Here is a 14,148-nt window from a genome sequence, read left to right as displayed (position 1 = left end):
GTATCATGCCCAAACCAGACGGGTTAACGGCAGCAAAGAACCTTACAGAGGCGTTCGAGCATTATAACGAATGGCATCCGCATAGTGCGTTGGGTTATCGCTCGCCACGGGAATATCTGCGGCAGCGGGCCTGTAATGGGTTAAGTGATAACAGATGTCTGGAAATATAGGGGCAAATCCACTCATATTTATACTGTTATCTAATGTGCGAAAACTGCGATAACCTGTAAACGACTCTACTTCGTAGATGACGAAGCATCGGAGCACTAAAACCGTTTGGTTACACTTTTAGCGATGGTTAAGAGTAGGGAAGGATTTATGACTCGGAAGAAGTTAGTAAAACGAACTGACAGGATAAAGGCGTCCCGTTCATCCTGTCAGTAAAGAAAATCTTATTAATCGTGTTGGTGTTTTTCCTGAATAGCCGTCAGAGAGCCGACTTCTAACGCTTCTTTATAGTGTTTACGGCAAACTGAGACATAACGCTCATTACCACCAATAACCACCTGCTCGCCTTCGTTATAAGGTCTACCCTCCTGATCGAGACGTAACACCATGCCTGCCTTACGGCCACAAAAGCAGATGGTTTTTAATTCGACCAGTTTGTCTGACCATGCCAGTAAGTATTGGCTGCCGGTAAATAATTCACCGCGAAAATCGGTACGTAAACCATAACAAAGTACAGGTATATCGAGTTGATCGACAACCTCCGATAATTCATATACTTGTTGTCTGCTTAAAAACTGGCATTCATCAACCAATACACAATGAATTGCCTGTTGTTCATGCTCCGCACGAATCTCATCAAATAATGATGAATTTTGGTTAAATAATTTTGCAGGTGATGACAAGCCTATACGCGAACTGACTTTCCCAGCTCCGAAACGATCATCAATTTCCGCCGTATATACGACAGTGCGCATACCGCGTTCCTGGTAATTGTATGAAGATTGCAACAATGCCGTAGACTTACCCGCATTCATTGCGGAATAGTAGAAATATAGCTGTGCCATCAGCCACAGACCCTCAATGATATGAAATAAAGTTGGTTGAAGTTTATCATAATTCGCCAGTTTTACAGCGCAACAGTACGCGCAAAAGAGGTATATACGTCATTCTTTTAGAAGGATGGCATAATCCTTCAGAGCTATCATTGCGACTGCTTTGCTTGTTATAACTGCGTAAATGACTCCTGGTAACTATTCACAATCTTTAACTTGTTGCACAAGTAATAACCCCCTGTTGACCTCCAGCATACGGCAATACAAAGTCCCTGCACTTATTGCAACTGTTCTACTTTTCATCATTCGCTTAATAGGGGATTTCGTAAACATGACTAATACCGAAGAGTAAAAGGTGCCAGCACATGTTAATCCCTACATAAAATGTGACATGAATCAGGAAGTTTTAACCTTAGGTGGTGCAAAAGTACCGATGCAAATAGGGCTATATGCCGCGTCTTTTCTGACTAATTTTATGAAAAGATATTTATTGGCGGCACAAAATAAAGAACAATTTTGAATTCCTTACATTCCTGGCTATTGCACAACTGAATTTAAGGCTCTATTATTACCTCAACAAACCACCCCAATATAAGTTTGAGATTACTACAATGAGCGAAGCACTTAAAATTCTGAACAACATCCGTACTCTTCGTGCGCAGGCAAGAGAATGTACACTTGAAACGCTGGAAGAAATGCTGGAAAAATTAGAAGTTGTCGTTAACGAACGTCGCGAAGAAGAAAGTGCGGCTGCTGCTGAAGTTGAAGAGCGCACTCGTAAACTGCAGCAATATCGTGAAATGCTGATCGCTGACGGTATTGACCCGAACGAACTGCTGAATAGCATGGCTGCTGTTAAATCTGGCACCAAAGCTAAACGTGCACAGCGTCCGGCTAAATATAGCTACGTTGACGAGAACGGCGAAACCAAAACCTGGACTGGCCAGGGTCGTACTCCGGCAGTAATCAAAAAAGCAATGGATGAGCAAGGTAAATCTCTCGACGATTTCCTGATCAAGCAATAATCTTTTTTAGATTCAGCTTGCTTAAAATCCCGCCATTGGCGGGATTTTTTATTGTCCGTTTTAAGACTATCCAATAAGAATAAGCTATAAAAAAACGGCATTGATAACTCAATGCCGTTCCGTAGAAAACATCGCTATAGATGTTACTTCTTAATGCCCATCTCTTCTTCAAGCCAGGCTTTAAATTCAGTACCCAGTGTATTGTGACGAATACCGTATTCGACAAATGCCTGCATGTAACCTAATTTATTACCACAGTCATGGCTCTTCCCTTTCATATGATAGGCTTCAACCGTTTCTTTCTCGATCAGCATATCAATAGCATCGGTCAGTTGAATTTCATCGCCTGCTCCCGGAGGAGTTTTTGCCAGCAGCGGCCAAATATCAGCGCTAAGTACGTAACGACCAACAATAGCGAGATTAGATGGTGCAACATCTGCTTTCGGTTTTTCTACTACACCAACCATCGGCACACTTTCACCAGGCGCTAATTCCACACCTTTGCAATCCACAACACCATATGCTGTCACATCAGCAACAGGTTCAACCATGATCTGGCTATGACCAGTTCCATCAAAGCGGCGGATCATCTCTGCAAGGTTATCCTGCGACAAATCGGATTCGTATTCATCCAGAATAACGTCTGGCAAAATAACAGCCACAGGTTCATCACCAACGACCGGGTGAGCACACAATACCGCGTGCCCCAGACCTTTCGCCAGCCCCTGACGAACTTGCATAATAGTCACGTGCGGCGGACAAATAGACTGCACTTCATCAAGCAACTGGCGTTTTACACGTTTCTCCAGCATAGCTTCCAGTTCAAAACTGGTATCAAAGTGGTTTTCAATAGAATTTTTAGATGAGTGAGTAACCAGCACAATTTCAGTAATGCCAGCCGCAATACATTCATTCACGACGTATTGAATTAATGGCTTATCGACAAGCGGTAGCATCTCTTTCGGGATAGCTTTTGTCGCCGGCAACATCCTGGTTCCTAATCCCGCTACCGGGATAACGGCTTTTTTGACTTTCGTGTTAATGGCAGCCATTTAAATTCTCCTGGACTGTTCGTGTATTGAACGTGTTCATATTTCTGTATCACATCCCAGTATATCAGTACCCTGACAAGGCCTGGTTCCGAAAAGGATGTGAGTTAACATAATTAAGACAATTACTTATACGAATGGCGACGATAGTACCACCAGCCAACATTAGCGGGTAATGCAATTTTATCCAAAATTATCGTTTGCTCATTCCGCAGACAACATCAACCGCAGCCTTCCACCGGTTCCCCAAATTTGGCATTGCCAGGCATCACATCGCTGACTCAATTGATTCAAATAGGCATTACCTAATGTCCCTAACGGAACGCCATTACTGATTTGAATCTGGTGTTCGCCCGCATTCAACGTCGCATTCAAGCCTGCGGAAACCAGAATGAGATTTTTCAATTCACGATGGTAATAGCCGACTAATAGCGGAAACTGACCAGGCAAATTGGCCTGGCGTAGTAAATGGTTTACCTGCTTCAATAACGCGCCTAACTCTGGCAAACGTTGATTTTGGTGCGCAAGCTGTTCCTGTAATAAGCCATTAAACAGCGCACGTAATAACAAAGCGGCAAGGACGCCATTATGTCCAGCTCGGGTTACATCAAGACAATAAAAAGCCAGATCATTTTCCGATAGTGCTGCAATATCAAGTACCAGACCAGGTTTATCAACAGCTACGAGTTGGCGATAATTAACCCGGCAATGGGAAATCTCCTGCTGAACCGGTGGCTGTAATTCTTGCAATAATTTCGCGGCAGCGGTGGGATTATCCACCATTGCATCCCAGTCGCGAAAAAGTCTTTCTTCTTCCTCAACCCGGGAGTTAAACATGCTGGGATAAAGACAAGCAAAAACCATCTCACGCAGGCGATTAAGATCTTTAACCGGTTTCAGCAAAACATCTTCTACCCCCAGGCGTAACGCTTTCGCAATATCTGCCATATTTTCCGTAGCAGAAATCACCAGGACAGGAGTTTGATCCCCCCGGTTACGGATATGCTCCAGCAGTTTTAAGCCATTCATTCTTGGCATTGCAATATCACATATCATCAGATCGGGTGTGAAACCTCCCAGTAGCTCAAGGGCATCCACCCCATCAGCCGCCAGTACCGTTGTCGCTCCCAATGAGGAAAACCACGAATCCAGAAGCGAGCGAAAGACTGGCTCATCTTCAACTATGAGAATCTGTTTTCCGACCAATGGCTGCGTCATGTTCTCTCCCCTGACTGGCTTTATTCAATAGTGACATGCTATTGCCATCAGTGCCTGTCAGAATTAACTTAAGTGTAGATAAAAAATCAGATTAAAACGTTAGTTCGAACCAGCGGTAAAAGTTCATCCATTTTCTTTTCTACCGCCAATTGTCCTGCCGCAATCGCGGCGTTGGCACGATGAAAATCCAGGGTAGATATCTGCGGACATAAAGGTTGAATCAGAATATCAGGCGGGTCTCCAGCCATGCGGTTTCGTTTGAGGCGGTTTTCCAGCACCTGGATTGAGGTAGTCATAATTTCTGTCGCTGTCGGTGCCGTGACAGCCCGGCGCGCAGTAAAACTGCTTAACCGCTCTTTCAGCCGTGCATGCCACGGTAAAGCATCTTCAGTGTCATCATTTTCAGTACTGACATTGAATGAAAGAAGGTCTTGTTGCATCAAGTGCGCATCGTGCTGGAGATCAACCGCTATTACGATATCAGCGCCCATCGCACGCGTGAGGGAAATAGGAATCGGATTAACAACTGCGCCATCAACCAGCCAATAGCCGTTATGAGCGACCGGTGCCATCAGGCCGGGAATGCTGCATGATGCTCGAATAGCAAGATGGAGATCGCCTTCGGTAAACCACAGTTCTCGCCCCGTACTTAAATTTGTGGCGACCGCAGCGAAACGGCGTGAACAATTTTCTATCTCTGTTTCCGGCATAATTTCGCGATACCGATTGAATACACGCTCACCGCGCAGCAATCCGCCACGCTGCCAGGAGAGATCCATCAGCCGTAAAACATCCCAGTAGCTAAAAGAGGTGACCCACTCTTCCAGCGCGGACAGGCGATCACATGCATAGGCTGCGCCCACCAGCGAACCGATTGAACATCCTGCAACGATATCTATTTCAATGCCCATTTCTTTTAGCGCGTTAATGACGCCAATATGCGACCATCCTCGCGCCGCACCGGATCCTAGCGCCAGCCCTATTTTTATCTTTCTCATTATTCCTGCAAGCTTCCCCTGGAATGCAGCCGTAGCCACATCGCTACTGCTCGGTTAACATAGTGCTACGCAGGCGATTAATACGCCGTTATTGTTTCCAGGGAGATTATTTGTGTCTGAGCTTTGTCCCTGTGGTAGTGCTGTCGAGTATAGCCTATGTTGCCACCCTTATGTGTCTGGTGAAAAGGTTGCACCTGATCCTGAACATCTCATGCGTTCGCGTTACTGCGCTTTTGTGATGCAAGACGCAGATTATTTAATAAAGACCTGGCATCCATCCTGTGGCGCTGCAGCGTTGCGTACCGAATTGATGGCCGGATTTGCGCATACCGAATGGTTGGGGCTGACCGTATTTGAACGCTCATACCATGAAGGTGATGACGTAGGTTATGTTAGTTTCGTCGCTCGATTTACCGAACAGGGTAAAACAGGAGCGATAATTGAACGTTCGCGATTTTTGAAAGAAAACGGTCAGTGGTACTATATTGACGGTACACGTCCACAGTTTGGCCGCAACGATCCCTGCCCTTGTGGTTCAGGTAAAAAATTTAAAAAGTGCTGCGGCCAATAATGGTTGACGGTACGGTTAAGCAAACACTCTCAACAAGGTTTTTCCAGCAATGCATTCACTCCAACGAAAAGTTTTGCGTACCATTTGCCCGGATCAAAAGGGTCTGATCGCGCGTATTACTAATATTTGCTACAAGCACGAGTTAAATATCGTGCAGAACAATGAATTTGTTGATCACCGCACCGGGCGCTTTTTTATGCGCACGGAGCTGGAAGGCATATTTAATGATTCCACCCTGCTGGCGGATCTCGATAGCGCATTGCCGGAAGGTTCTGTGCGTGAGCTCACTCCCGCCGGTCGTCGTCGGATAGTCATTCTGGTCACTAAAGAAGCACATTGCCTTGGCGATCTGCTGATGAAAGCCACTTATGGCGGACTGGATGTGGAAATAGCGGCAGTCATCGGCAACCACGACACTTTGCGTTCACTGGTGGAGCGTTTTGATATCCCGTTTGAACTGGTCAGCCATGAAGGATTAAGTCGTAACGAACACGATCAGAAGATGGCAGATGCTATTGATGCTTATCAGCCTGATTACGTGGTGCTGGCGAAATATATGCGTGTATTAACGCCGGAGTTCGTGGCGCGCTTTCCGAATAAGATTATCAATATTCACCATTCATTCCTGCCGGCATTTATTGGCGCACGCCCGTACCATCAGGCGTATGAGCGCGGGGTGAAGATTATTGGTGCAACAGCACACTACGTAAATGACAATCTGGATGAAGGTCCAATCATCATGCAGGACGTTATTCATGTGGATCATACTTACACTGCTGAAGATATGATGCGGGCAGGTCGTGATGTCGAGAAAAATGTATTAAGCCGCGCGCTTTACCAGGTTTTGGCCCAGCGCGTTTTTGTTTACGGTAACCGGACGATTATTCTTTAATCGCCAGCCAAAAGAACTGGTTGCCTTTAATCCGTTACGGATGAAAATTACGCAACTAGTTCATTTTTCTCAACGTAACACTTTACAGCGGCGTGTCATTTGATATGATGCGCCCCGCTTCCCAATGAGGGAGCAGGCCAGTAAAAAGCATTACCCCGTGGTGGGGTTCCCGAGCGGCCAAAGGGAGCAGACTGTAAATCTGCCGTCATCGACTTCGAAGGTTCGAATCCTTCCCCCACCACCATCACTTAGTTCTTATCTCAATTCTTAGGCTTCTCACCCATTCGCCGTAAAAATTGCTGCTGTAGCCCCAACAAATCCGATAACGTCAGTAACTGGTAATCCAGCCCCTTCTGCTTTGCGATATCCGCAATAATGCGACTTAACGCCGGATAGTGGCGATGATTCCAGTGGGGAAAAAGATGATGGGTAAGATGCAAATTAATCCCTCCCAACCAATAGCCAAGCGATGCCGGTTGTGGCGTCCAGTCAAAGGTTGTAGCGAAAGTATGAGCCAGCCTGCCCACTGCTATTTTCCCCTCTTCTGGCGGCAACTGGGTATTCCCCTTTGCCCAATGTGTTCCTATGATCAGCATGACAAAGATCAGAGAAGCGAGCATTTGACTGAGCAAATAAATCAGCAGAATAGCCCTAAAACTAAACACATCGGACAATAGCCAGAAAGGAAGCAGCAGGCACATGGCGAAGTGCGCCAGTTTGCCGCCTAAAAAATACCCCCAGCCAGTAAAACCACGCAATGCCAGATGCGGCGTTACCGGCGTGAACCCTCCACGATCGAGCCAGTCCACTACCCAGATATACCAGGGAAAGGTTAGCGCCGCGACCAGCGGCCAGTAGCGATGTTGCTGGCACATAAAAGGTCGCCACCGTTGCCATGGCGTCTGGCGAAGAATGCCATTTTCTGCGGTGTCAGGATCGTAAAATTCGATATTGGTAAAACCGTGATGAAAGCGTACATGGCGCACCCGCCAGCAGTCAGGATCAAGCCCTATCGGAAAAGCAACCATCCGATTAAGCCAGGCATTGGCCTTTTTACCACGCAAAAATGCATCGTGCGAAGCGTCATGCACCACATTGACCGCTAACAACATGGCGCAAAATATCATCGCCAGATACCACAATAGATATAACACCCACTGGCTTTGAGACAACGCCAGTGAATAACAGGATAGGCAAGCAATAATCAGTGTCACCATTTTGGCGAATGCCCATCCGTCGGCATATCGATGATCACCTGATTTTGCCAGATACGCTTTCGTACCCTTTTGCAACTGTTTTACCAGGTGCGGATCATCGGCAGGAAAAGTGATTAACCTGTTGGGATTAAACAGATTCATAGTGTTTCCTTAGCGACTTACGCCCCACACCACTCACGAATAACACACAATGGGCCAGCAAAACGCCAGCTAATCCCTTCCAGAGCAGAGTGCTCCATGAACACATATAAAGAATAAAATAAAGCAGTGACAACGTCACAGAGCACCACAAAATCATTCCCCAACGTTGTCCATCGCCCATGCCCCCCAGAGCTACTGAGCCTGCCACCAGTAACACGAATAATACAGCCTGCTCACTGGTAATATACTCAATGCCATAGCCATATTGCTGGATGTAGCCCAGCACCATCATAAACAGCAGAATAACCCCTGCACCCACAGCCCACGGAGAACTCTGGTATCGGCGTTCAATCGCTTTGCCAACAGAGTGAAAACCCATTAAGCGTAAAAAAGGCAGATTACTTTCGCGCATCGGATTACAGGATAATCGACTATTTTTTACGCCATAGGCAACATTGCCATGATCCGGCCCGGCGCTATACGAACCAAAAAGTTTATCCCACAACAAAAAGGTGCCACCGTAATTGGTATCGGCATATTGTTTTTCATTCAAATGATGGATGCGATGGTGAGAAGGCGTGATCAGCACCTTTTCCAGCCAACCCAGTTTCGGCGTTAGCGCATTATGGTTAAAAAACTGCCAACTGTAATGCGCGATGGAAACTGCCAGAAAGACACTTAGTGGTACTCCAAGCAGCGCCAGCAGCATAAAAAACGGAATTGAGGTCAATGAGGAGTACCACGAGTTACGTACACCTAATGACAGGTTGTAGTGTTCCCCCTGATGATGCACTACATGAACCGCCCACAGCGGGCGCACCTCGTGATGCCATCGATGTAGCCAGTAAAAACCGAAATCCCACACCAGCAAAGTAAACAGCCACAGCAGGATCACGGGCGCATTATCAAACAGCCCAAAGCTAAAGTGATTGACCACCAGGCTATAGCAGAGTACTTCCAGGCAGCGAAATAGCCACAGCATCATATGTCCGGAGTTGATATTGAAAATAACGTCCAGCCAGTCGATTTTCTGTCGTCCTGATACTTGCAATACTCCGGCTTCGACTAACACAAATAACATCATCAGGATAATAGGGGTTAATAAGTCACTCATGATTCATATTCCTTTCTCGCCTGTCGCGCATATCCAGCCACGCAGCTATCCAACCGCAAATCAACGCCAACATCACGCCACCGACTAAATCAATAAATAAATGCCTGCGTAATTGCAGAATTGAAAAGGCGATAGCTATCGCCCAAACCACGCTCATCAGCGTCAGCCAACGGTTCCCCTTTTTGGCTATTGCCCATACTGTCAACAGCGTGAGCGCAGCGTGTAAAGAAGGGAAACAGTTCTGGCTTGAGTCAATCGCTATCAGCCCGTTTAGTGCACCCGCAGATACCCCAGACTGCACAAACGGGGGATATTGCATTGTTGTGGGCCAGAGAAGATAAAACACACCAGCCGCCAGTGCCGAAAGTTGCATTGACCGGGCCAGCCAGCGCAGGTGGGAAAGTGGTGTTGATAAATAGCCTAACGGTACAACAAGAAAAAACGAGAGATACAACCACACGGCTGAAGGGGAAAATGGAATCAGATTATCAATCACGGAAGGCGTTAATTGACATCCCTCACCTTGCAGGCGATCGCTAAAGTTGTAGATAACCCCAACAGTTCCCCAGCCAAACAGCATCTGTTTCAGGCGTCGCAACAGATTGCTCATTCCCGCCCCCACTGACGCACAATCCGCCGCCGCTTGGCTGTAAAAGCAACAGGCACAGTTTGCGATTCCAGCGACCATATCAGTTGCTCTACCGCGATATTCTGGCGCATAAACAAGGCATTCAACGCCTCCCGACAATGCTCCAGCATCCGCAGTTCGCAATCAGCTAATAACGTCAACTGTGCTGCTCCGGTTTGTAGCAGTCGATAATCGGCTGTTAGCGGCAACGTCATCGCCAGCACACGGCTACAGGCATCGGCAAAAACGGTCTGAACATCACCAGATCTTGTCGGCAGTTGCAGTTGATCATCCTGCCGCCCTTCGATACGCGCAATCGCCATTGTCGCGCTGCCACAGGGGCATGGCTGTTCGCTTGCCACCAACACGTCATCAAGTCGATAACGCACCACCGGTTGTGTGGTGCGAGTAAAGTCAGTGACGATCGGTACGAAACGGCGTTCATCCAGCCATTGTGGTTCAACGTGAATAAATTCTTCATTGAGATGTAACGTGCCACAACGGCAGGTAGAAGCGAGAAACCCTTCTGTCGCCTGATAAATTTCGCCCACATTGTTGAACACGCTGCGCAGTAATTCCCTGTCCTGCGGCTCCAGAACTTCCGCCACCGAAACCACTTTTTTGACCTTCAGCGTCAGATCTCCCGCAATGACCGCCAGCGCGAGTGCGCGTAATACCTGAGCTGGTGCGACAATGATCGTAGGCGAACGTTGTTCCAGCCGTTTGGTTTGCGCCTGGAATGGCGCTAACAGATCGTAAAAATCGAGGCTTAACCAGCGATTATTCACACTTTGATAGAGGTTGTTATCTGCTCGCAGAAACAGTGCTACTCGCTCTTTGGCAAACAATCCATCGGGCAACACTTTTGCCAGCACACCTGCGGCCCAAATCTGCTGCTCCTGTGGGCTAACGACAAAAAGCCCACGACGCCCCGATGTGCCAGATGAAAGTCCAACGCTGAACTTGCCAACACAGGGTTTAAAATCACGGCTCTGCTCACTGCGCATCGCACAGGCGAGAAGCTCATCGCGCTTTAAACCTGCGGTATTCATCTCATCGAAATGCGTCATCATTAACGCTTTGTCCATCAATGGCCACTGGTTAAAGGGCAACGCCAGATAACGCTGAAACCACAGACTTTTAGACAAGGTATTTTGCCGGAACAAATGCAACCTTTTTGCCTGCCAGTTTTCCAGCGCCTGACGATCGGTAAAATGCAGCCTGCGGGTACGAAAGTAGCGCCAGAGCAACGTCAGCGGGATCATAGTTCCCCCTCGTGGCATAATCGAATATCCACTGCGCCGTTTTGCCAAAGCTGATGTAATTGCCCAAGCGTGCGGTAGTAGGCGTGGCTGTCAGACATAACCAGATGCGCCAGCGGTGACGGTCCACGCAGTTCCCGATAACTAGCAGGTGCCCACGCGGCATCGGCAGCCAGTAAAATCCAGCCGTCATCAGTAAGAACAAACGCCCCAATGTGTCCGACAGCATGGCCCGGCAGCGGTACAAGAATGACTTCACCACGGCTTTCTGGTAGCAAGTAACCATGCTCAAACGGTGCCAGTTGTGCAGGCAAACTTACCGCTTCAAAACTTTCAATAAAACGGAGTGAGGACTCAAAACTCTCCGGGATTAGCCCTGGCACAAAGGCCTGGCGCAGCGCAGCGACACCACGCAGAGTTCTTACCTGCCGCCAACCTTCACCAGAACAGATGCAGGCGACATTAGGGAAATCTCGCAGGCCAGCAATATGATCGGCGTGAAAATGCGACAGAATAATCGTATCAACATCTTTCGCCATCAGTCCCTGTGCGGAGAGTTGCCGTACCAGCGCTTGTTGCGGATCGAAATATACCGGAGTGACCTGACGATAAAAGCGAAATACGCCGGCTTGCGTGTAATGTGCAAACCACGAAGAATAGCCAGTGTCCCACAGCCAGCGTTTCTCACCCGCTTCCAGCAGCCACGCACGGGCGGGGAATTTACACACTTTCAGCCCTGCCCCTTTCAGCGCAATACAGCCAATATGTGTACACCAGCCCGTTTCAAATGCGGTTATTTTTGCCATGTTCCCTCAGCCATTGTCCCGTGATTGCAATACCTTGTTCCATCGAAAAGCGCGGGTGATATCCCAGCTCTGTAATGGCCTTTTGCGCACTCAGCGTCATATCAAAACAGAGTGTTCCGGCGCTGTAACGTGTGATGACAGGTTCCTGATTAACGCATTTCCCGTACAGTTCCAGGCCTCGCGCAACCACAGAAAGCAATGGCCAGGGAACGGCAGCAATTCGGTAGCTCAAGCCCAATTGCTGGTGCAGCAAGGCGTCAAGCATTACAGATAATTTCTGCGGCTGATGATTACTGATGTTGTAAATACTGCCCGAGCGTAAGCCTGCAACCTGCGTTGCCAGTTGCATGGCATACACCACGTTCTGCACGAAAGTGAGATCCAGTAACGCTTCACCACCCCGCGGCAAACGTAAGCAGCCGCCGCCCTGTTGCAGTTGCTGCATCAGACGGGGAACAATCACCTGGTCATGAGGGCCAAACAAACCACGGGGACGCAAAAGAATAAACCTCGTGGCAGGATATTGAGCTACTGCCCTGGCAATAGCCTGCTCAGCGGCGTATTTACTGCGGGCGTAATGGCTGGAGAATGCTCGCGCAAGATAGGTTTCTTGCAAGTCATAGTGATGTTGAAAATCAAAGTAAACCGCAGGCGTAGAGATATGGATAAACCGGGGGATCCTCAGCCTGCCTGCCGCCTGTGCCAGAGTGTGGGTCGCTTTGACATTGGCGAGCCAGAATGCCGTTTTGTTGCCCCAGGGCGAAGACTTCGCCGCACAGTGCCAGACAGCATCGCAGCCTTCTACCAGCCGTGCGCAATCATCTTCAGTTGCCAGGGTTAAATCGAGAGCCACAAACTGTGCGCCTGCGCTTGTCAGATTTTTACCGACCTCGCAATTTCGCCCTGTTGCCACTACCGACACACCCGATTGCAACAAATATTGCACAGCATTTCGCCCCAGGCCGCTGGTTGCCCCCGTCACGAGGATCTTCACGGTAAAAGCACCAGACCAGCCAGTGTTAATCCTGCTGCCGTGCCAATCAACATCGCAGGTCTACCTGCAGTGAAACGACCGCTAATCACCGCTTCATGCAGCGCTGTGGGTATAGAGGCCGCCACCTGATTGCCGTAGAAACGGTAGACATCGACGAGCGCGGGTCCCGGCACTTGCAGCCGTTTTCGCATATGTTCAAGGGATAGATGACTGGCCTGGTGAGGAACGACCGTGCCGATATCACTCAGTCGCAGGTCGCTTTTTTGCAGTAAGCGCGAAAAATAATCTTCAATAAGCGAAGAGGCAAAACGAAACAGCGGTTTCCCCTGCATATGAAAAAGAAAGTCGCTGTTACTGACGCCTGAGCGTGGATTACACCGCGTGCCGCCAGCGCGTATTTCACATAGTTCGCTGCCTTCGGGGTACATTTCGATCAGGCTGGCAATAATCCCGCTGCGACCATTGCCCCGCTCAACAATCGCGCACGCCGCACCATCACCAAAAATTAATGACGATTCTTCATGGTTCCAGTCAATACCGCGTGAAGCGATATCCGCCGAAACGATGGCGATCCGCCGATATGCTCCGCTGTTTAATAATCCGGCAGCCACTTCCAGTGCAGAAATAAAGCTAACGCAACTGCTGTTGATATCAAACCCGGCAATGCCTGCGGGCATGGCTGCGGCTTTGAGAATATGAATTGCGCTACAGGGTAATGCCTGTACAGCAACGGCTGACGCACAAATTAACAGATCAATATCACACGGTTTTAACGCAGCAGTCGACAACGCATTATGCAAAGCTTCTGCTGCCAGTTCGGCCTGACTGGCGTCGTTACTGGCGAAATAACGCCAGCAAATGCCGGAACGTCGCTCAACATAGCCCGCAGGTTTATTTAGCTGAACATCCAGTTGTTGAGAAGTGATTTTATTCGGTGGTAAGGCGATCCCCGTGGCGATTATTTTTAACGCCGCGGAGATCGTCGGTTGATTAGGTCGATCCACGGTCAGTGCTCCTTCACTGCTCCAGGGGGACCTATCATAGAGGTGGGATACGTTTCCCTACAATCCGAAAAAATTGACAGTGTGTAACTGGCAATTTCAGCAGGCTGACAACGTACTCTGCGTTATGCCGGATGCGGCGTGAGGCCTACAAAAATGAGCTAATTCCATATATTGCAGAATTCTCGTAGGCCTGATAAGCGCAGCGCATCAGGCACTTTGCCATTTTGC

The 14,148-nt window shown here is 48.4% G+C and carries 15 protein-coding genes and 1 tRNA gene; 5 read left to right on the top strand and 11 right to left on the bottom strand.

Going from position 1 to position 14,148, the window contains the following annotated elements:
* Nucleotides 1-170: integrase core domain-containing protein (locus C7B16_RS11195; protein ID WP_143192592.1), on the top strand; the 170-nt coding region annotated here is incomplete at its 5' end.
* A gap of 225 nt (nucleotides 171-395) precedes the next feature.
* On the opposite strand, the gene tdk is transcribed toward C7B16_RS11195, so the two are convergent.
* The gene (gene tdk, locus C7B16_RS11190) at nucleotides 396-1,013 is read right to left on the bottom strand and encodes a thymidine kinase (protein ID WP_107179705.1); all 618 of its coding nucleotides are present in this window, start codon (nucleotides 1,011-1,013) and stop codon (nucleotides 396-398) included.
* Between the two features lie 599 nt (nucleotides 1,014-1,612).
* On the opposite strand from tdk, the gene hns reads away from it, so the two are divergent.
* Nucleotides 1,613-2,026, top strand: coding sequence for a histone-like nucleoid-structuring protein H-NS (hns, locus tag C7B16_RS11185; RefSeq protein ID WP_001287385.1), 414 nt, complete (start codon nucleotides 1,613-1,615; stop codon nucleotides 2,024-2,026).
* Between the two features lie 143 nt (nucleotides 2,027-2,169).
* Here hns and galU read toward each other — a convergent pair whose 3' ends face one another.
* The 3 genes from galU to rssA form a co-directional block, all read right to left on the bottom strand.
* Nucleotides 2,170-3,078 carry a UTP--glucose-1-phosphate uridylyltransferase GalU gene (gene galU, locus C7B16_RS11180; RefSeq protein ID WP_000719000.1) on the bottom strand — a complete coding sequence of 303 codons (909 nt, stop codon included), beginning with the start codon at nucleotides 3,076-3,078 and terminating at the stop codon, nucleotides 2,170-2,172.
* A 201-nt stretch (nucleotides 3,079-3,279) separates the two neighbouring features.
* Nucleotides 3,280-4,293, bottom strand: coding sequence for a two-component system response regulator RssB (gene rssB / locus C7B16_RS11175; protein ID WP_001516510.1), 1,014 nt, complete (start codon nucleotides 4,291-4,293; stop codon nucleotides 3,280-3,282).
* Between the two features lie 86 nt (nucleotides 4,294-4,379).
* On the bottom strand, nucleotides 4,380-5,291 hold the full coding sequence (rssA, locus tag C7B16_RS11170; RefSeq protein WP_024191887.1) for a patatin-like phospholipase RssA: 912 nt from the start codon (nucleotides 5,289-5,291) through the stop codon (nucleotides 4,380-4,382).
* A gap of 112 nt (nucleotides 5,292-5,403) precedes the next feature.
* Between rssA and C7B16_RS11165 the strand changes: the two genes are divergently transcribed.
* From C7B16_RS11165 to C7B16_RS11155, 3 genes are all read left to right on the top strand, one after another.
* Complete coding sequence (locus C7B16_RS11165) at nucleotides 5,404-5,862, top strand: YchJ family protein (protein ID WP_001516512.1); 459 nt, start codon at nucleotides 5,404-5,406, stop codon at nucleotides 5,860-5,862.
* Between the two features lie 49 nt (nucleotides 5,863-5,911).
* Complete coding sequence (gene purU, locus C7B16_RS11160; RefSeq protein WP_000555861.1) at nucleotides 5,912-6,754, top strand: formyltetrahydrofolate deformylase; 843 nt, start codon at nucleotides 5,912-5,914, stop codon at nucleotides 6,752-6,754.
* A gap of 159 nt (nucleotides 6,755-6,913) precedes the next feature.
* Nucleotides 6,914-6,998: transfer RNA gene (locus tag C7B16_RS11155), tRNA-Tyr, on the top strand.
* Between the two features lie 16 nt (nucleotides 6,999-7,014).
* Here the strand turns inward: C7B16_RS11155 and C7B16_RS11150 are convergent.
* From C7B16_RS11150 to C7B16_RS11120, 7 genes are read right to left on the bottom strand one after another with little or no spacing between them, the layout of a single operon-like run.
* A complete protein-coding gene (locus tag C7B16_RS11150; RefSeq protein ID WP_107179704.1) occupies nucleotides 7,015-8,112 on the bottom strand; it encodes a fatty acid desaturase family protein in 1,098 nt (365 codons plus the stop codon).
* Nucleotides 8,099-9,226, bottom strand: coding sequence for a sterol desaturase family protein (locus tag C7B16_RS11145; RefSeq protein ID WP_107179703.1), 1,128 nt, complete (start codon nucleotides 9,224-9,226; stop codon nucleotides 8,099-8,101). The genes C7B16_RS11150 and C7B16_RS11145 overlap by 14 nt, the downstream gene beginning before the upstream one ends.
* Nucleotides 9,219-9,836: a phosphatase PAP2 family protein gene (locus C7B16_RS11140; RefSeq protein ID WP_010375759.1), complete on the bottom strand. Its 618-nt coding sequence runs from the start codon at nucleotides 9,834-9,836 to the stop codon at nucleotides 9,219-9,221. The genes C7B16_RS11145 and C7B16_RS11140 overlap by 8 nt, the downstream gene beginning before the upstream one ends.
* A complete protein-coding gene (locus tag C7B16_RS11135) occupies nucleotides 9,833-11,119 on the bottom strand; it encodes a F390 synthetase-related protein (protein WP_001516516.1) in 1,287 nt (428 codons plus the stop codon). Before C7B16_RS11135 ends, C7B16_RS11140 begins: the two co-directional genes overlap by 4 nt.
* Nucleotides 11,116-11,922: an MBL fold metallo-hydrolase gene (locus C7B16_RS11130; RefSeq protein WP_105263530.1), complete on the bottom strand. Its 807-nt coding sequence runs from the start codon at nucleotides 11,920-11,922 to the stop codon at nucleotides 11,116-11,118. Before C7B16_RS11130 ends, C7B16_RS11135 begins: the two co-directional genes overlap by 4 nt.
* A complete protein-coding gene (locus C7B16_RS11125; RefSeq protein ID WP_000699365.1) occupies nucleotides 11,900-12,916 on the bottom strand; it encodes an NAD-dependent epimerase/dehydratase family protein in 1,017 nt (338 codons plus the stop codon). The genes C7B16_RS11130 and C7B16_RS11125 overlap by 23 nt, the downstream gene beginning before the upstream one ends.
* On the bottom strand, nucleotides 12,913-13,920 hold the full coding sequence (locus tag C7B16_RS11120; RefSeq protein WP_010375753.1) for a 3-oxoacyl-[acyl-carrier-protein] synthase III C-terminal domain-containing protein: 1,008 nt from the start codon (nucleotides 13,918-13,920) through the stop codon (nucleotides 12,913-12,915). The genes C7B16_RS11125 and C7B16_RS11120 overlap by 4 nt, the downstream gene beginning before the upstream one ends.
* Between the last annotated feature and the right edge of the window lie 228 nt (nucleotides 13,921-14,148).

Origin of the sequence: Escherichia sp. 20412-1 (assembly GCF_003027595.1) — a bacterium.
In the GTDB taxonomy this organism is placed as follows: Bacteria; Pseudomonadota; Gammaproteobacteria; order Enterobacterales; family Enterobacteriaceae; genus Escherichia; species Escherichia marmotae.
The sequence above is the reverse complement of the archived record's forward strand: the minus strand, read 5'-3'. Positions and strand labels throughout refer to the sequence as shown.